Raw genomic sequence first — 19952 nt, 5'->3', positions numbered from 1 at the left:
TCTCAACACGCATCAGCGCCTGTACCGCTTCGGGAGGCCAGCACCCGCCCCCTCGCCGCGAAGACTTATGTCGTTCCTTGCGAAAGGAGAGCCGCTTCGCGGCTCGGTGTCTGATGGCTTGCGCCGCGGCGGACCCCGGCGTCAGGGCGGGGGTCTTCGACTCGGCCTCCTGCCTCGGCGAAGACGGCCGGCCGTCCACCCGTCTGAAGCAGCGAGGGGGGGACGCCGAAGGCTCTGGCCTCACCGCACGAGCCAACGGTAGCTCCAGCCGCCGGACATCCGCAGTCACGCGGCGAATGAATCGGTGTATCCAGACAGCGCCGCGGACTACCGTGAAGAACAAAAAAAGCCGCCCGTGGGAGCGGGCGGCGATCTGGGGAGGTTTGCACGGTCGCGCGCCAGGGAGGGACGCGCGCCATGTCTTCTTGTGTGGGAACTACAGCGAGAAGTCGTACTCGGCAGACAACTGGACGTAACGTGGCTGCTGGAAGCTGGTCGGGATCTTGTACGTGCTTCCGGCCAGCGAGTTGCCGTTATTGTCTTCGCCCACTTCGTTGATCGTGGTCGTGTGCTGCTTGTTGAAGATGTTGAAGACGTTCGCCGAGATCGTCACGCCCTTGGCCCACTCGGGCTTGTACGACGCGTTGAGGTCGATGTTCCAGTAGGTGGGCGTGCGTCCCACCGAGCCGCGCTTCACGATCATGCCGCTGCAATACAGGTACGCGCCGCCACCGTAGCCGCCGTTTACCTGACCGTCGATCGGGTTGAGGCCGTAGCAGTTCTCAGGACGCCCGGTCTGCAGCACGCCGTTCGCACCCACCAGCCACTCCGGCGTGATCTGCCAGGCGCCGTAGAGCTTGAAGGTGTGCTTGCGATCGTTCGGCAGGTAGCCGTTGGTGCCCGCCATGATCTCGGGGTAGTCGAACAGCTCCGTGGTGCCCGTGTCGGCCTGGCCGTTCGACGAGTCCACACCGCCTTCCGAGTTGCCGCGGGTGTGCGACCACACGTACGACGCCTTCATGTACCAGGTGTTGTCGAAGTTACGCTCTGCGGTCAACTGCATCGCCATGTACGAACGCTTGTAGCTCGGCTCGCCCACCGCCGTACCGGGGAGGTGGATGTCGTAGACCGTGCCCGTAGCGTCGACCGGGGTGCGCAAGGTCACCGAGCTACCCGGGTTGAAGATGTAGCAGCCCGGCACATTGGCGGCGCCCGGGGTCAGGCTGGTGGTATCGAGATTCAGGCCGTACTGCGCGTTCGCCGCGGCGGCGATCGGGCGGAAGTCGCAGGAATCGTCGATGCCGGTCAGCACCTTGCGGTAGATCGCTTTGGCACCGAGGGTCCAGTCGGCCACCTGCTGCTGCGCGCCGAGGATGAACTCACGCTGCTTGAACGGCTTCAGATCCTTGGTGGCGACCGCACCCGGGTTGGGGACGACACCCGCCTCGCCGTTGGCATAGACGGTGCCCGTGCGCGACGGGAACTGTGCCGCGTACGCATCGGACACGGGGCCCAAGCCCAGCGGCGCACCGGTGACCGGATCGACGCCCGTATAGCTGAAGTAGCGGATCTGGTACAGCGAGGCGGCTGCGCCACGCAGTGCGACGTTGCCGTCCAGCGGGAGCGAGTAGTCGCCCGCGCTGCCGTAGACCTTCAGCGTCGAGTCGCCGTGAACGTCCCACGAGAAGCCGAGGCGCGGCTGCCAACTGTGAACCTGACTGACGTAGGTCTGGCCGAGGCTGTTGGTGTTGTTGAAGCCGTCGTTGCGCACACCGATGCGGGCGACGAAGTTGTCGGTGATGTGCCAGTTGTCCTGCAGGTAGTACGACTTCTGCGTGATGCCGACCTTGGCGCCGGTCGCAAACACCGCCTGACGCACCACGCTGTCGCTCGGGTCCAAACCGGGGTCGTGACCCAGGATGCTCGCGGGAATCGACTGGTAGGTGTAGGTCGCGCCGCCTTCGTAGGCGGTGCCGGTGTCGGTAGTGAAGTGGTCGCGCGCCCAGCCGGCCTTCAGTTCGTGATCGCCGATGTGGTACTCGAAGTCGATGCGACCTGCGTTGCGCTTGTCTTCACCGTTCGGTGTGCTCAGCGTGCCGCTGGTGAAGGAGCAGTGCGGGTAGCCCGCCGCACCGTTGGAGACCGGCGTGCGTGCGTCGATGATGATGGGGCAACCCGGCGAATTCACGGCATCGAAGATGTTGCCGTCGTACTGCTCGACGGTGCCGTCGGCCGTGGTGGCGCGCTCGATGCGCTTGTTCGTGCTCTTGCCGTACTGGGCGGACACCGTGAAGTCGTCCGTGATGTAGCTGGTGTACTTCAGGATGTTGTTCATGCCGCCGGTCTTGTCATAGACCTGACCGAGGTAGTCGCCCCGATGCGGCTGGCCATTGTCGTCGTAGCTGTAGCCGTAGACGCTCTGCTGTTCGGTGCTGGAATCGCTGAAGCCGGTGTATTCGAGAATGTTGCTCTCGTTGATGTTCCAGTCCAGCTTGACGAGGTAACGGGGGTCCTTGATGGTGGTCTTGTCGAAGTTGCCACCGCCCGTGGTGTCGCCGTAGTGCTCGTCCGCCGTGCGCGTGCCGCCGACGAGAGCGAACATGAACAGCTTGTCCTTGATCAGCGGGCCGCCCAGCCAGGCGTTCCAGCGCTGGCCGAAATCGGTCGCGTTACCGGTTCCGTTGTTGCCGATCACGTAGTTGCTGTTGTGACGGTCGTTCTGGAGCAGCGCGCCGTTCTGCAGGTACACATTCGGCTGGCTCGCCTGGAACTGGTACGGATTCCAGGTGTAGTCGACGCCGCCCTTCCACTCGTTCGTACCGCGCTTGGTATTGACCGAGATCACGCCGCCGGTCGAGTTGCCGTATTCCGCGCCGTAGCCACCGTCCTGGATCTCTTCCTGGTCGATCGCCTCGAACGGCACCTGCGAGTAGGTCAGGCTCTGGAAGAAGTTGGTGACGTTGAAACCGTTGACGTAATAGCTGTTCTCAGCGACCGACGCACCGCTGAACGATGCGAGGTTGCCGAAGGCGCTGTCGCCACGCGTTGCACCGGGTGCCAGCAGCGCCACGGCCGTCTGGTTGCGGGCAAGCGGCAACTGCTTGATCTGCTCCGCGGTCATCACCGTGTTGGTTTGGCTCGACGTGATGTCGATCGGCGGCAGGGCATTCGCCGTCACCGACACGGTGGTCAGGTCCTCGGCAGCGGACGCTGTGGCAGGCGCGGCAAGATTCAGGTTGAAGCCCTGGCCCGCCACGATCTGGATGTTGCGGGTAGCGTTCTGTCCACCCTTGGTAGAGGTGATCTTGTAGTCGCCGGGCGGCAGCGACGAAATGTTGAAGCGTCCGTCGCTGCCGACGGTCGTGGAGCGGCTCAGGCCGTTACCCGTATTGGTGGCGGTGACCTCCGCGCCGGCATCGGCCGTGCCGTAGACGGCACCGACGGTGCTTTGCGCGAGCGCTGCGGTCGCAACGAGGCCGAGGCCGAGTGCGATGGCAAGTGAAAGCGAACGCCTCGGCGTGCGCTGTGACGAATGACGCGAATACATGTCTTCTCCCCGGCCAATGGCCAAATGCTGCAAGCCGTTCCGCCGTCCCTCTCGAGGGCGAAACAGAGTGATCAGGCGATGGCCATCCGGGCCCCTTCTTGGCGTCGATCTCCTCCGCATCGATGCGCCGCCGGTCGCCGTTAACACAATGGCAACAAGCGAGCGAAAGCTACGCCCGGCCGACAACCTCACTCAATGCGAGTTGCATGAACGCAAGTTCTTCGATGTCTTGCGCTTGCCGCACCCGCATGGGTCATGCGAATGCATCGCAAGGCGAAATCCATGGGCGGCGGACACACGGCACCAGTGGACGTAAGAAGATGCGCAAACGATTAAAGCGAAGATGAAAAAAGCTTCATCAAAAGCATGAAATAGACACATTGGCCGCATGTTTCAGCAGTGGCCTTTCTACCCGACAAAAAAAGGCCGCCCGTGGGAGCGGGCGGCCAATCTGGGGAGTGCTGCTTTCTTCTTCTAGGTCAGAGCGTGAAGTCGTAACGTGCGCCGAGGCGGACGTAACGCGGGTCCTGGAACGAGCGAGCGCGCTTGTAGTTCGGATTGGCGAGGCCGTTCGCGGTCTCGCCCGTTTCGAAGTACTGCGTCACCTGCTGCTTGCCGAGCAGGTTGAAGACGTCCACCGAGAACGTGAGCTTGTGATCGGCGAACATCGGCTTCCAGGCGGCGCTGACGTCCATCGTGTACGTCCAGGGCGTGCGACCGCGCGACCCACGCGGCGATGGCTCGCCGTTGCACCAGAAGTAGTTGGCACCGTAGCCGTACGGATCACCGCCAGCGGACAGCGGACGGATGCCGAGGCAGCTCACCGGCGCGCCGGACGTCACGCGGCTGACCGTGGAGAACTGCCACTCGTCGGTCGGCGCATAGGTGCCGTAGACGCGAAGCTGGTGCTTGTGGTCGTTGGGCAGATCGCCGTTCGTGTTCTCCATGATCTGCGGGAAGTCCCAGCTCTCGGTCGTGGAGACGTCGGCCTGCACGATGTTCGAATCGAGCTGGCCTTCCGAGTTGCCGTAGCTGCGCGAGTAGGTGTAGTCGATCTTGCCGTACCACTTGTCGCTGAACTGGTGCTCGGCGTACAGATCGAGCATGTAGTACGAGCGCTTCGGCTTCGGTTCGCCGATGTCCGCTGCGGAGAGCGGCACGTCGAGGTACTGGCCCGCGGACGGCGAGAGCACGAACGTATTCGCGCGACCCGGATTGAACAGCCAGCAACCCGTGCTTTGCTTGATGCCGGCGGCCACCTCGTCGCTGAGTCCGTTGCGATCGCCCCAGGCCTGCAGCGGTGCCGAGTCGCAGGTGTCGTCGATGAGGCTGCGCAGCTTGCGATACATGGCCTTCGCGCCGACCACCCAGTTGCTATCCAGCTGCTTGTCGAAGCCGAGGATGTACTCGTCCTGGTAGTAAGAGTGCAGATCCTTGGCCGACACCGTCTTCGCGTCGGGCGGCGTGCCGTTGGCGCCGTTGAGGTAGTAGGTGCCCGAGTACGCGCCCTGACCGAGACCGGTCGGGATACCCGTGGTGGGGTCGATGCCGGTGAAGCTGAAGTACTGCGACGGGAAGGTCGACGGACCGGCGCCGCGCACGGCCACAGAGGTCGGCAGACCGAGGTGGTACCGGCCCGCGTTGGCGTAGATCTTCAACGAGCTGTCGCCGTAGACGTCCCAGGACACGCCGAGGCGCGGGTCGAGCTGGTGACGCGCGCGTGCGTACGCCTCGCCTTCACCGTTGTAGTTGGAGAACTGTTCGTTGCGCAGGCCGATGTACGCATGCCAGCGATCGGTGATCTGCCAGTTGTCCTCGGCGAACTGCGAGCGCTGGTTCGTGCGAGCGGACGTGCCGGTGCTGAGCGCGGAGGACTCCACGTAATAGCCGTTCGGGAAGTCGGCCGGGTTATACAGGGTGGGACTGAGGCCCAGGTTGATCAGACGTTGCTGGATGACGCTGCCGTCGCCGACGTCGTTATACGTATACGCCGTGCCGCCGACCGGACTGGAACCCCAGGTCGCACGCAGCACGTAGTTGTCTACGCCGGCGCGGAGATCGTGGTCGCCGATGCGGTACTCGATGTTCGCGCTCCAGCCCTTCGTGCTGTCCTTGGAGCCGGGCAGGAGAGTGGTGGTCGAGCCGACGGTACAGCCGGTCTGCTTGTTGTTCACGAACTCGACGCGTGAATCGGTGATGGACGGGCAGGCCACGCCCGAGGCGCCGTTTACGGTCTGCTGGTGGTCGGAGTTGGCGCGACCGTACATCGCGTTCACCGTCAGGTCGTCGGTGATGTAGCCGGTGTAATGGGCGATGTAGGTGTTGCCGCCGGGCGTGCCGTTGGTCTGGGTGCCGTTGTAGTTCTTGGTGTACTGGTGGCCCAGGTAGTCGCCGCGGCCGGTGTTGTAGTTGTACGCGAAGATCGAGGAATCCGTGGTTTCGGTATCGCCGATGCCCGTCAGTTCAAGGATGTTGTTGTCCGTGATGTTCCAGTCGAGCTTGGTGAGCCAGCGCTTGGTCTTCGCGGTATCCCTCTCGTCGTCGCTGACCGAGTTGGGGCCGGTGTAGTTGCCGGTCTGACGAATCCAGTCTGCCGCGGCGAAGATGAACAGCTTGTCCTTCACCAGTGCACCGCCGAGCGAGCCGGAGTACTGCAGGTTTTCCTGGTCGCGCTGCGCGTACTGGTTGCCGCGCTGGTACAGCGTGCCGTTGCGCAGGTAGACGTTGCGCGGTTCCTGGGCCAGCTCCGATGGCGACCACAGCACCTGCACGTCGCCCTTCCATTCGTTCGAACCGCGCTTGGTGACCACGTTGATCACGCCGCCGGTGGAACGACCGTACTCCGCACCGTAGCCGCCGATGAGCACCTGCTCCTGGTCGATGGCGTCATAGGGAAGCTGGCGCGAGCTCACGCCGGTCAGCGGGTTGGTGACCTGGAAGCCGTTGATGTAGTACGCGTTCTCGGAGGCGGACGAACCACCGAACGACAGGGCGTTGCCGTAGCCGCGTGCGGCCGATGTGGTGCCCGGGGCGAGCAAGGCGATGGAGCTGATCGACGTGCGGGCGATCGGTAGCTTGGAGAGCTGATCGGCGCTCAGCACCGTGCGCGAGTCGACCGAGCTGACGTCGATGCTGGGAAGGCTGTTGGCCGTGACCTGCACGCTGCCAAGGGTGGTCGCGTCGCCACCGCTGGGCGCGTTGAACGACACGTCGGTACCCTGGCTGATCTGCGTCTGCACGCCCTTGTGCGTGTCGACCACAGCGCCGTTGTGCATCAGGGACACGTCGTAGCTGCCGATCGGCAGCGAATTCGCGCGATAGCGACCACTGGCGTCGACGGTGATGTCGCGGCGCAAGCCGGTCGCGGTGTTCTCGATATGCACGGTGTCGCCGGGCGTGGCCGAGCCGAAGATCGAGCCGCTGGCGTTGCTCTGGGCGAGCGCGCCACCTGCGGCGCCCGCACCGATGGCGAAGGCGACGGCCAGTGCGAGTCGGCGGCGCGGTGTCGCTGACGAGTGAATGACGGACTGCATGGAATCTACCCTCCTGAAGGAACACGTGACGAAAACGGGGTCGAAGCAACCCGCACCCGCGCGGCACGCGGGTGTTCCGCCGTCACGACGGCGGGCGGGTTACCGTGATACGAGCAGCATTGCGACCGGCTACCGCCAAGGCGGCCGATCGCGCCGGCTCATGACGGACGCGGGCGGCCGTCCACTCCTGAAGGGGGTACCGACAACGGAACGTGCAGCATGGACATCTCCCCTGGAACGTTGAGCAAGGACGTCGTCCCTGGCGTGAAAATCGCCGTAGCCAGCACTGGCGCAGCAGCGCCCCCTCGGGCGCTGGCTAAGGCGGTGTGAAATCAACGTAAACCCCTGTTACGTAACGCGACAATAGGAATAAGTCCTAAGCAGGTAATTGCGCCCGAAGCGCAATTTATTGCGCTCGTGACGGGCTGCCCGGTTGCCTCGCTGCGGCACGCCCGATAGCGTCACGCAATGGATCTCGTCATCACCGTTCTCGTCCTTCTTCTGATCGTTGCGCTATCGGGTGCCGCGGTCCGCGTGCTCCCCGTAAAGCTGCCGCTGCCGTTGCTGCAGATCGCGCTGGGCGCCTTGCTCGCGCGACCGTTCGGCATGCATGTCGAATTCGATCCGGACCTGTTCTTTCTTTTATTCATTCCGCCGCTGCTGTTCGCGGACGGCTGGCGCATTCCGAAGCGTGAATTCTTCCTGCTGCGCGGGCCGATTCTCGCGCTGGCGATCGGGTTGGTGTTCTTCACCATCGTCGGGGTTGGCTACTTCGTTCACTGGATGATTCCGACCGTTCCGCTCGCCGTGGCCTTCGCGCTCGCGGCCGTGTTGTCGCCGACGGATGCGGTAGCAGTCACGTCGATCACCGGCGGCTCGCCCATGCCGCCGCGGCTCATGCACATTCTTTCCGGCGAAGCATTGTTGAACGACGCGTCCGGCCTCGTCGCCCTGCAGTTCGCCGTGGCAGCCGCGCTGACCGGAACGTTCTCGCTCATGGATGCGGCCGGCAACTTCGCCGTGATGGCATTGGGCGGGGTCGCTGCCGGCGCTTTTGTCGGACTGGCCTTCGGCGCACTGCGCCGTCGCCTGATTCGCTGGAGCAGCGAGGTCGATCCTGCGAGCCAGGTGAGCCTATTGCTTCTTCTGCCATTCGCGGCGTACCTGCTGGCCGAGCACTTCGGTGTGTCCGGTATTCTCGCGGCCGTGGCGGCAGGCATGTCGATGAACTACACGGACGTTCGCAAGGGCGGTTACGTCGCCACGCGCGTGCAGACGGCCGCCGTGTGGGCGATGGTCGAGTTCACCTTCAACGGGCTGATCTTCCTGCTGCTCGGAATGCAGCTGCCGGGCATCGTCGGGCACGCGAAGCTCGACGTCGCTCAGGCTGGCGGTGGTCAGGTCTGGCATCTGTTTGCCTACGTGCTCGCCATCACGCTGGTGCTCGTGCTGTTGCGTTTCGCGTGGGTCTGGGTGTCGCTGCGTTTCATGCTCATGCGTGCGCTGCACCGCGGCGAAAAGCGTCCGAAGGTCGGTACGCGTCTGGTCTGGACCTCGGCACTGGCCGGCGTTCGCGGCGCCATCACCATGGCGGGCGTGCTGTCGTTGCCGCTGATGAAGGGCGACAGTCCCTTTCCCGCGCGCGAGTTGATGATCTTCCTTGCCTCGGGCGTCATCCTCTGCACGCTGGTCTTCGGTGCGGTGGGACTGCCCCTGCTCGTGCGCGGGTTGAAGCTACCCGGTGAAGATCCGCGCGTGCGCGAAGAGCGCAAGGCGCGTGCGCTGGCCGCAGAAGCGGCGCTGCGCGGCATCGGCGAAGAGCAGAAACGCGTGGAAGAGAGTGGCGACGAGAACGCCATCGCACTCGCATCGCACGTCGCCGCCCGCGTGATGGCGGATTACCAGCAACGCCTCGAAGCGGCAGGCGAGGAAGGTGACATACCCGAGAAGGCGCGCGCGGAAGCGGGCACGGAGCGCACGATGCGACTGGCCGCACTGCACGCGGAGCGACACGAGCTCTATCACCTGCGTCGCAGTCATACGATCAACGACGAAACGCTGCGCACGTTGATTCGCGAGGTCGATCTCGCCGAAGCGGCGCTCACAGGCCTGCATTCGGAATAGACGCAGCCTCAGAGACCGAAGAACGCTTCCGCCGTTCGCGTCGTCGCTTCCGTCAACGCGTTCGGCGTTTCGCCGCGGTCGCGTGCCACCTCGTCGCGAATGTGTGCCAGGTACATCGGTTCGTTACGACGGTCCTTCGGCATGGGGCGGATCGTGCGTGGCAACAGGTACGGCGCATCGGTTTCCAGCATCAGCCGATGGGCGGGGATGGCCTTCACCAGCTCGCGCAGATGGAGACCGCGACGTTCGTCGCAAATCCATCCGGTGATGCCGATGTGGCAGTCGAGCGCGAGGTAGTCCCGCAGTGCATCCGCATTGTCGGTGAAGCAGTGCACCACCGCGGCAGGCACGCGGTCGCGATAGCGCTTCAGGATTGCGAGGAAGTCGTTGTGTGCGTCGCGTTGATGGAGGAACAGGGGTTTGCCTGTCTCGACCGCGATGGTGAGCTGCCGTTCGAAGACCTCGCGCTGAATGTCGCGCGGCGAATAATTGCGGTTGTAGTCCAGGCCGGTTTCCCCGATCGCACGAACTTCCGGCGCGCTCGACAGCTCGCGAAGGCGCTCGTGGGTCGCGTCGTCGTACTCCACGGCGTGGTGCGGATGGACGCCAGCCGTGGCGAACAGGCGTCCGGGGTGGGCGCGAGTAAGCGCGAGCGCATGCTCGCTGCCTTCGTGCGATGCACCCGTCACCACCATGCGGCCGACCCCGTGGGCGCTCGCCCTTTGCAGGACGTCGTCAAGATCCTGGCGAAAGGATTCGTGGGTGAGGTTGGCGCCGATGTCGATCAAGTCCATGTTTTCTTTCGCTTTGAAGCCGAGGGGTGACGAAGCCTGCTGCACGTTATTCGTGCGCAAGCTCATGAATTGTTGAACAAATAGACGTCCAAAGCGAGTTTCCTACGGCTTTTCGCCCTGTGCGTTTGGCCGATACGTTTTCACGCGTCAAAAGATTGACGTTCGTATTTTCCTGCTGCTACGTTCCAGCGACCGCCGTCAAAAATGTGACGTGCGGAAGCGACAGGAAGGGTCGGGGGGAACCGGCCTTCGTTGCAGGGGATGTCCTCAGGGCACCTAACAGGAAGACGGTCTGCGAAGGCCGTCGCTGGCAGTACCACGGGCAGGGGTAGTGCAAATGGTAAACCGTTCGACGACAGGTCACCGTTCCGTCGCCAGCCACTCCGGCAGCGTTGCCGGGTCGCCACCGAGTCCCACCACGTCATGAATCGTCGCCGCCGCGCGCGGCGCGGCGGTGGGCAGGGTTGGCGTTGAGGGGAACGTCGAATCCTCAAGTGTTTACGCCGGCGAGGGGGTCTTCGCCGGTGGGCGTGCAGGGAGGGGTCCCGGCGCCGCACTAGGGAGGTACTGGTAATGACTTCACGAACACTGGCACAGGCCTTGGGTCTCGTGCTGACGGGCATGTTCACGATGGCGGGCGCGGCGCAGGCCGCGGACACGCCGCAGGCATCGCAGCCGCAGACCGTGGTGGTCCAGGGCGTCCAGGTCGCCATCGATCCGTCGACCGGCCGCCTCCGCGAGCCGACCGCCGCTGAGCGCGACGCACTGTCGAAGGCTTTTCAGGTTCGTTCCGACAAGGCCTCCGCCCTGTCGGCGCCGCGCACTGCGGCCGACGCCCGCGCCACGTTCCGCACGGTGAGCCTCGGCAACGGCGTGCGTGCCAAGGCGGTGCGCGTGCCGCAGGAACTGATGAGCAGCGTCGTGGCGGAGCGTACCGCCGACGGCAAGCTCGTCGTTCACCATGACGACCATGGTGTGCAGGCCGCTCCGAAGGCACCGGAGGTGACCCGATGATCCGCCGCAGCCTCCTGTTCACCGCGCTTGCTACCGCAGGCCTGTTCGGCTCGCTGGCCACCAGCGCCGCCGAGATCAAGATCGTCAACCAGGATGTCGGTACCGGCCAGGGTCTCGACGATCAGACGCCCGCCACGCCGGTTGGCGGCAACCCTGGCACCACCGTCGGCAAGCAGGCGTTGAACGTCTACCAGTTCGCCGCCGATATCTGGGGCGCCGTCCTGCAGAGCGACGTCACCATCGTCAACAACGCCACGTTCGAGCCGCTGAGCTGCGATGCGACGTCCGGCGTGCTCGGTTCCTCCGGTACCACCTACATCTTCTACTTCGACGACAGCAGCACGCTGCCGGCCGGTGCCGTGCGCAATACGTGGTACCACTCCGCGCTGTTCGATGCGCTGACCCACGAGGACGGCGCGCCGGGCGAAGCGGACATCCAGAGCCAGTTCAACGGTGCGCTCGGTTCCACGGGCTGCCTGGAAGGTTCGAAGTGGTACTTCGGCCTCGACGGCAAGACGCCCGCAGGCTCGATCAACTTCCTCAACGTCGTGCTGCACGAGATGGCCCACGGTCTCGGCTTCTCGGGCTTCAACAGCCTGACCACCGGTTCGCCGTACGTCGGCGACGATGGCGTCGCGCGTCCGGATATCTACTCCACCTTCGTCTACAACGATACGCAGATGAAGAAGTGGTACGACCTCACCAATGCGCAGCGCGTCACGGCGGCGCTGGACGACGGCAAGCTCGTGTTCACCGGTGCGACGGTGAAGGCGGAAGCGCCGCTCGCCCTCGGTACGCCCAATGTCTTCCGTGTCACGGCCCCGGCCGCCGCCGCTGGCGACTACGGCTATGCACAGGCGGCTTTCGGTCCTACGGCGACGTCGTCCAACTTCACCGGTAGCGTCGTGCAGGCGCAGCCGAACGACGGTTGCAACGCGATCACCAACGGTTCGGCGCTCGCCGGCAAGATCGCGCTCATCGATCGCGGCACCTGCGACTTCACCGTCAAGACGCTCAACGCTCAGGCTGCCGGCGCCAGCGCCGTGCTCATTGCCAACAACCAGGCCGGTGCGATCACGCCGGGAGGCACGCCCGCTTCGCCGGTGAACATTCCGGTCATTGCGGTCAGCCAGGTGGACGGCAACAAGCTCAAGGCCAACCTCTCCGGCCTCACCGGTGCGGTGGGTCAGGGTACCGGTCTCGCCGGTGCGGACGCCCAGGGCAACGTGCAGTTGTACGCGCCGACCACGCTCGCGCAGGGCTCGTCGTTCTCGCATTACGACACGCGCCTGACGCCGAACGCGATCATGGAATACGCCATCAACCAGGACCTGCAGGGACAGATCGACGTCGATCTCACGCCCGCGCTGTTCCAGGACATCGGTTGGGGTCTCAACCGTGGCACGCAGAAGCTGCTGACCTGCGACACGGGTATTCCGACCCTCGTGCCCGGCGGCGTCATCATCGGTGCGAACGTGATCGCCAACGCGGAAGTTCTCGCTGGTGCCGCGGCCGACGTGGGCACCTACCGCTCGGCGGTCCGCGCTTATGCGACCCAACTCGCCACTGACGGTCTGGTGACGGCGAGCCAGGCGAGCAGCCTCAACGCGTGCTTGTCCGATACGGAAACCCAGGCGCAGTACGACGAGTGGGGCCCGCCCGCGGCACCTCCGGGCATCGTGCTCAGCAACAACGTGGCGCTGGGCAACCAGAAGGGCGCGGCAGGCGCGAGCACGGTCTACCAGCTCACGGTGCCGGCCAACGCCAAGACCCTCACGTTGCGCACGTTCGGTGGTTCGGGCGACGTCTCGATCTCGGTCACCGATCCGAGCGGCAAGGTGAAGGATCAGCCGAACCGTCCGGGCAACAGCGAACCGTTTACCGCCAGCAAGCCTGCTGCCGGTACCTGGACGCTGACCGTGAAGGGCGTCAAGGCGTACTCCGGGGTGAGTGTCCTCGGAGCCTACACGCTCTGACGTAGACGAGGCCCCGGTTCGCCGGGGCCTCGTTGTTCGGGGGGAACCCGCATCGCGGGAAAGCGAAACACAGGTTGCACACACGATGGCAGGACGGCGCAAGCCGCCAGCCAGGGGACACATCGTCCGCCGCGGTCGCGACGGACTGGCGAAGGGCCGCGCGTCGCGCGCCCGCGCATCGATCGCTCACATGCGGACATCTGGGAGGAAGGTTGACGTGAACACCATCTACAGCAAGGTCTGGAACACATCTCTAGGCATTCTGGTCGTGGCCTCGGAACTGGCCAGGGCCAAGGGGAAGGGCGGGGCCTCCCGACGTCTGCGCGCCAGCATGGCTGCGCTTCCGCTGGCCGCCGGCATGGCGCTGGCGCTGGGCAGTGCACCTGCGCACGCCGGCAACGTCTGCGGCGGCTATCTTCTCGGTATCCAGGGCAAGGCGCCGGTCGCCAAGGGTGACGACGCCTTCGCCTGCGGCACGGCGAGCAAGGCCGCTGGCGACTACAGCACGGCAGTGGGCACGGCAGCGATCAGCAGCGGTAACTACAGCATTGCGCTCGGTCAGGACGCGCAGGCCAGCGGTGCGTGGTCGACCGCGCTCGGTCAGGCATCGCGCGCCAGCGGCATCGGCAGCATCGCGCTCGGCGAGTCCGCCGTTGCGAGCGGCTCCGCCAGCTCGGCTTTCGGTACGGACTCCCGAGCCACGGCAAAGAACTCCGTTGCGCTAGGCGACGGTTCGATTGCCGATCGCGCCAACACGGTATCGATCGGCAAGGTCAACGAGGATCGCCAACTCGTGCACGTCGCGGACGGCACGCAGGACACGGACGCAGTCAACAAGCGACAACTCGATAAGGTGTCGTCGTCGGTCACGGGCGTGTCGAAGCGCGTGGATACACTGTCCACCCGCGTCGATGGCGTATCGACACAGGTCAACCAGCTCGCTGACGACGTCAGCGATGCCACGCATTACTACAAGGCGAACGGCGCAGGCGACGGCAGCGACGACGCGCAAGCGAACGGCGCGTATGCCACGGCATCCGGTTCCGGCGCCTATGCCGGTGCGACAGGCGCCAGCGCGTTCGGATCGGGCGCGGTAGCGACGCAGCAGTTCGCGACCTCGACCGGTTACGGTGCAGTCGCGTCGGGCCAGAACAGTGCAGCGTACGGATCGGGCGCGCAGGCCACGGCCAACGGCACGACGGCGATCGGCGGCCAGGCGTTGGACTCGGACGGCAAGCCGTTGATCACGTACACGGCCACGGGCGAAGCGGTCGGTCCGGCGACGGCGTCGGGTCTTGCGGCGACGGCGGTGGGTGCGAGTGCGCAGGCGGAAGGTCAGTACGCCACGGCGCTGGGCACGGCAGCGTTTGCGCAAGGCGAGCAATCGACGGCGTCGGGTTTCCTGGCGCAGGCCTCCGGAGCCGGTGCGGTAGCGAACGGTTCGCAGGCGTTCGCCGATGGCGATCTGTCGGTGGCGACGGGCTACGGCTCGGCGGCTTACAGCAGTGGCGCGGTCGCGGTGGGCGGCGGTGCGAGTGCATCGGGTACCGGCAGCGTGGCGATCGGCAACTATGCCGAAACCGGCTTCGGGCTGTTCGGTATCGAGAGCGCCAACGCGGTCGCGATCGGTGCGAACAGCTGGGCGCTGGGCAATAACGGCACGGCACTCGGTGCGAATGCGTGGGCGATCGGCGAGAACTCGGTGGCGCTGGGTGCGAACTCTTACACCGACCGCGACAACACGGTGTCGGTCGGCGACGCCGGCAGCGAGCGGCAGATCACCAATGTGGCGGCGGGTACGGAAGCCACCGATGCGGTGAACAAGGGTCAGCTCGATGCATCGGTGAGCGATGCGACGCGTTACTTCAAGGCGACCGGTGCCGGTGACGGCAGCGACGATGCGCAGGCGAGCGGGCAGTACGCCACGGCGTCGGGCTCGGGTGCGTACGCCGGTGCGGATGGTGCGAGTGCGTACGGCAGCGGTGCGGTCGCCACCGGCACGAATGCGACGGCCACCGGTTACGGCAGTGTCGCGACGGGACAGAACAGTGCAGCGTACGGCGCGGGTGCACAGGCCAACGGTCCGGGCAGCGTTGCGGTCGGCGGCGTGGCGGTGAATGAAGACGGCGATCCGCTCATCACGAACGGCGGTGTGCCGGTCGACACGGCGGCTACGAGTGCCGGGCTCGGCGGTACCGCAGTGGGTGCGAGTGCACAGTCCGGAGGTTTTGCTTCCTCGGCCTTCGGCGTCGGTGCCTATGCCAGCGGTGCGCAGGCCACGGCGGTCGGTGCGGTCGCCAATGCGATTGGCGATCTCTCCACCGCGGTCGGCACGCAGAGCGCCGCGACCGGCGCAAGCAGTGTCGCGGTCGGTGAAAGCGCACAGGCGCTGGGCGACGAAAGCGTGGCGGTGGGCGGCAGCACGTTCTTCGGGCTGGTGCCGGCCCAAGCGACGGGCTATGCCTCGTCGGCGTTCGGTACGGGTGCCTGGGCGACCGCCGATTACGCAACCGCGCTCGGCTGGAACGCCTGGGCGGATGGCGTCAGCAGCACAGCCGTGGGTGAATCGGCGATTGCCGGCGGAGCGAACTCCGTCGCCCTGGGCGCCGGTTCGTACGCCGAGCGGGCGAATACCGTCTCGGTCGGCGATGTCGGCAGCGAGCGGCAGATCACCAACGTGGCCGCCGGTACGGAAGCCACCGATGCGGTGAACAAGAGCCAGCTCGACGCGCTGGCCGGCGGCGTAAGCGATGCCAGCCATTACTTCAAGGCAAACGGACTGGCGGACGGCAGCGACGATGCCGTCGCCGCGGGCGATTTCGCCACGGCGGCGGGTTCGGGCGCGTTCGCGGGTGCGCCGGGTGCCAGCGCATTCGGCAGTGGCGCGGTGGCCACCGGACAGCAGGCCACGGCGACCGGCTACGGTGCCGTCGCAGGTGGGCAGAACAGCGCGGCCTACGGTGCGGGTGCGCAGGCCTCGGGCGCAGGCAGCGTCGCCGTCGGCGGCAACGCTGTGGATGAGGACGGTAATCCGCTGATCTCCGACGGTTCCGGCAATCCGGTCGACACCGGCGCGACCAGCGCGGGCGTCGGTGGAACCGCGGTCGGCGCGAGCGCGCAGTCGGGCGGCTTTGCAGCCACCTCGCTCGGTGTGGGCGCCTACGCCAGTGGCGCGCAGTCCACAGCGCTCGGCGCGGTCGCCAACGCTACCGGCGATTATTCGACCGCCGTGGGTACCTCGACCACCGCCTCGGGCGCCGGTTCGGTCGCCGTGGGCGGTCCGAGCAACATCGCAGGCGTCGGTCTCGTCTATACGGGAGCGACGGGCGACAGCGCGGCGGCCTTCGGTGCGGGCGCGCAGGCCACCGCCGACTACGCCACGGCACTGGGTGCCATCGCGGGCGCGGAGGGCGTCGGCAGCACGGCGCTGGGTTACTTCTCCTATGCACCCGGCGCCAACGCCACGGCACTCGGCATCAATAGCTGGGCATCCGGTGCAAGCAGCGTCGCCGTCGGCGATTTCTCCACGGCCCGGGGGGCGGCCAGTGTCGCCATCGGCAATAACTCGATCGCCACCGGCGCCAACAGCGTGGCCCTCGGTGCCAACGCGAATGCGGATCGCGACGGCGCCGTCTCGGTGGGCGCCCGCGGCAGCGAGCGGCAGATCACCAACGTGGCTGCGGGTGAGCAGGGTACCGATGCCGCCAATGTCGATCAGCTCACGCAGTTGTCCGACAGCGTGAGCAGCGCGCGTCACTACGTGTCGGCTACCGGCGCGGGCGACGGCTCCGATGACGCGAGTGCCACCGGGTCGATGGCACTGGCCACCGGCGCCGGCAGCAGCGCCACGGGCGACCTCGCCACCGCCAACGGTGCCTTCGCCACGGCAAGCAAGGAGTCCAGCACGGCGATCGGCGCGTTCGCGACTGCGGGTGCGGCCGGCGCCACCGCCATTGGCGACAGCGCGCGGGCGCTGGCAGCGAACTCGGTGGCCTTGGGCAACGGCTCGCTCGCGACCCGGGCGAACACGGTGTCGGTGGGCAGCGCGGGCAATAACCGCCAGATCACCAACGTGGCCGCCGGTACCCAGACGACCGACGCGGTAAACCTCGGGCAGTTGAACAGCGCGCTGTCGGGCGCCTTCGCCGGGTCGTCGTCTACGGCGGGCAATGCCGTCGCGATGGCGCTGGGCGGCGGTGCGTCGATGGGGGCGACGGGCTTCGTCGGACCGGTCTACCGTGTCCAGGGCAGCTCGTACGGGACGGTCGGTGACGCGGTCGGTGCGCTGGACGGCGCGCTCTCTTCGCTCGATTCCCGCGTGAACAAGCTGGAGTCGAATGGGTCGGGTGGCTCGACCTCGGGTGGCGGTACGGTGGTGCGTCGCAATAGCGTCGCCGCACCGTCCATCGCTGCAACGACCCCGTCCGTGGCCGCGGAGTCCGTGACCACGCAGGCGGCCGTGCCGCAGGAGATGGCCGCCGCGATGGCAGCCCCTGCGGCGGCGCCGACAGCCGTTGGCGCTCCGGTGGCGGCGGCGTTGCCGATCTCCCCGGCGGCGATCGACGGCGGCGGTGCGCCGATCACGAACGTCGCCGCGGGCACGGCGCCCACGGACGCGGCCAACGTCGGCCAGGTGGATCAGGCATTGACCACGGCCAAGTCCTACGCGGACCAGGGCGACGCGGCCACGCTCAGCAGCGCCAAGGCCTATACCGACCAGAAGTTTGGGGATGTGGTCAGCGGTGGGGCCTTCGACGAGTACAAGCGCACGGTCGATCGTCGGTTCAGCAACCTCAACGACCGCCTGAACAAGGTGGGCGCGATGGGCGCGGCCATGTCGCAGATGGCGTTCAGCACCCAGGGAGTCAGCGGGGACAACCGGCTAGGCGTGGGTGTCGGCGGGTACAAGGGGCAGGGAGCCCTGTCGGTCGGCTACTCGCGCAGCATCTCATCCAACGCCAGTCTCACCTTCGGTGCGGCGATCAGCGGCGGTGAGAGTTCGGGTGGCGTGGGTGTAGGCGTCGGCTGGTAAGCGCCAGGGCCTTGCCCTACAAGTCGTTTGCAAGTCGTTGAAAGCCGGCGGAGACGCCGGCTTTCGCTTGTTGCGCCACATCGCGAAATGCACGCGCCGCGGTCGCCTGGGACGCACGGTATGTGCTACCAATAGCGGCCCGTACGGTCAGGAACGGCCGGACGGAACGACGCATTCAACGGACCGTGTGGAGATGGCATGTCTGCGATGACCGAGCACAGGGACATGCTTGCCGGGGAACCCGGAGAGGCACAGGTCTGCGCGCATCTTGTCGCGCACGGCCGACTCAAGGACACCGACCTCGCGCGGGCGCGCCGCCTGCATGACGAGACCCCCGAAGGCACCTTGACCGCGCTGATGGCGCGCCTTGGCCTCGTGTCCGAACGCGACTTGGCCGACGCCTGGGCCGACCTCCTCGGCCTGCCGCTGCTGGCTGCGAAGGACGCCCCCGAACTGCCGCCGGCCGAGGTCGAACTGTCGCCGCGCTTCCTCAAGCAGTACCACGTGGTACCGGTTCGCGAGGGCGATGACGGCCTCGCGCTGCTGGTGGCCGATCCGGCCGATCCCTATCCGTTGCAGGCCGTGCGTCTGGCGACCGGGCGCGAGGTTCAGCTTCGCGTGGGGCTGCGTTCGGAGATCGACGATCTGATCGAGCGTTATTACGGCCAGGGCCGGTCCGCCATGGGCAGCATCGTGGAAAGCCTGGACGGTAACGCCGCGGTCGAAGACGACGTGGAACACCTGCGCGACCTCGCCTCCGAGGCGCCCGTCATCCGCCTGGTCAATCTCATTCTTCAACGTGCGGTGGAACAGCGCGCGTCGGACGTGCACATCGAACCGTTCGAGAATCGCCTCAAGGTTCGCTACCGCATCGACGGCGTGCTGCACGAGGTGGAAGCCCCGCCTTCCAGTTCCACGGCCGCGGTGATCTCGCGCGTGAAGATCATGGCCCGCCTCAACATCGCCGAGCGCCGCCTGCCGCAGGACGGCCGCATCCAGTTGCGCGTTCAGGGCAAGGAGCTGGATCTACGTGTGTCCACGGTGCCTACCAGCTTCGGCGAGTCGGTGGTGATGCGTATCCTGGATCGCGAATCGGTCGTGTTCGATTTCGAATCGCTGGGCTTTACCGATCACTTCCGCGACCGCTTCGTCGATGTGCTGGACCGGCCGCACGGCATCCTGCTGGTCACGGGCCCGACCGGCTCGGGCAAGACCACCACGCTGTATACGGCGCTGTCGCAGATCAACACGCCGGACGTGAAGATCATCACCGTCGAAGACCCGGTCGAATACCAGATCGAGGGCATCAACCAGATTCAGGTCAAGCCGCAGATCGGCCTCGACTTTGCCGGTGCGCTGCGATCCATCGTTCGCCAGGATCCGGACGTGATCATGATCGGCGAGATGCGCGATCTGGAAACGTGCCGCATCGCCATCCAGTCGGCGCTCACCGGCCACCTGGTGCTCTCTACGCTGCATACGAACAGCGCGTCGGGCGGCATCACGCGCCTGCTCGACATGGGTGTGGAGGACTACCTGCTGGGTTCCACCGTGAACGGCATCCTCGCGCAGCGCCTCGTGCGCCGCCTCGATCCTGAGACCGCGGTGCCCTACGAGGCGCTGCCCGAGGTGATCGAGCAGTTCGAGCTGCACAAGTACACCGACGAACGCCCCATCCGGTTGTGGAAGCCCGGCAGCAGCGCTGCGAATCCCACCGGCTATCGCGGCCGTCGCGCCATCATGGAATTTCTGGTCATGAGCGATCCCTTGCGTCGTCTGGTGATGCAGCGTGCGGATGCCGGCGAGATCGAGCGGCAGGCACGCGCCGAGGGCATGCGCACGATGTACGAAGATGGCCTGGCGAAGGCGGTGGCGGGTGTCACCACCATCGAGGAAGTCCTGCGCGTCACACAGGAATCGTAGGTTCCCACC

The 19952-nt window shown here is 66.1% G+C and carries 8 protein-coding genes; 5 read left to right on the top strand and 3 right to left on the bottom strand.

Translation table 11 applies throughout. The features are described 5' to 3' along the window. Positions 1-436: 436 nt before the first annotated feature. Positions 437-3547, bottom strand: a complete 3111-nt coding sequence (locus BT115_RS17330; protein WP_072323892.1) for a TonB-dependent receptor — start codon at positions 3545-3547, stop codon at positions 437-439. A 479-nt stretch (positions 3548-4026) separates the two neighbouring features. Next, positions 4027-7080 carry a TonB-dependent receptor gene (locus BT115_RS17325; protein WP_072323891.1) on the bottom strand — a complete coding sequence of 1018 codons (3054 nt, stop codon included), beginning with the start codon at positions 7078-7080 and terminating at the stop codon, positions 4027-4029. A 468-nt stretch (positions 7081-7548) separates the two neighbouring features. Here BT115_RS17325 and BT115_RS17320 point away from each other — a divergent pair, with 468 nt between their 5' ends. Further along, positions 7549-9204: a Na+/H+ antiporter gene (locus tag BT115_RS17320; protein WP_072323890.1), complete on the top strand. Its 1656-nt coding sequence runs from the start codon at positions 7549-7551 to the stop codon at positions 9202-9204. Positions 9205-9212: 8 nt separating this feature from the next. On the opposite strand, the gene BT115_RS17315 is transcribed toward BT115_RS17320, so the two are convergent. Beyond that, positions 9213-9998, bottom strand: a complete 786-nt coding sequence (locus BT115_RS17315; protein ID WP_072324028.1) for a TatD family hydrolase — start codon at positions 9996-9998, stop codon at positions 9213-9215. Between the two features lie 573 nt (positions 9999-10571). Here BT115_RS17315 and BT115_RS17310 point away from each other — a divergent pair. The 4 genes from BT115_RS17310 (at position 10572) to gspE (ending at position 19943) form a co-directional block, all read left to right on the top strand. Next, positions 10572-11012 carry a post-PEP-CTERM-1 domain-containing protein gene (locus BT115_RS17310; protein WP_143144620.1) on the top strand — a complete coding sequence of 147 codons (441 nt, stop codon included), beginning with the start codon at positions 10572-10574 and terminating at the stop codon, positions 11010-11012. Continuing rightward, the gene (locus BT115_RS17305; RefSeq protein WP_072323888.1) at positions 11009-12988 is read left to right on the top strand and encodes a PA domain-containing protein; all 1980 of its coding nucleotides are present in this window, start codon (positions 11009-11011) and stop codon (positions 12986-12988) included. Before BT115_RS17310 ends, BT115_RS17305 begins: the two co-directional genes overlap by 4 nt. 217 nt (positions 12989-13205) lie before the next feature. Then, positions 13206-18020 (top strand): ESPR-type extended signal peptide-containing protein, encoded by a 4815-nt coding sequence (locus BT115_RS18705; protein ID WP_072323887.1) that lies wholly within the window; start codon positions 13206-13208, stop codon positions 18018-18020. Between the two features lie 207 nt (positions 18021-18227). Next, positions 18228-19943 carry a type II secretion system ATPase GspE gene (gene gspE / locus BT115_RS17295; protein ID WP_255369472.1) on the top strand — a complete coding sequence of 572 codons (1716 nt, stop codon included), beginning with the start codon at positions 18228-18230 and terminating at the stop codon, positions 19941-19943. The last annotated feature ends 9 nt before the right edge of the window (positions 19944-19952 follow it).

It is taken from the genome of Luteibacter sp. UNCMF366Tsu5.1 (assembly GCF_900119235.1).
GTDB classification, from domain to species: domain Bacteria; phylum Pseudomonadota; class Gammaproteobacteria; order Xanthomonadales; family Rhodanobacteraceae; genus Luteibacter; species Luteibacter flocculans.
This window is presented reverse-complemented; position numbering and strand designations above follow the sequence as displayed.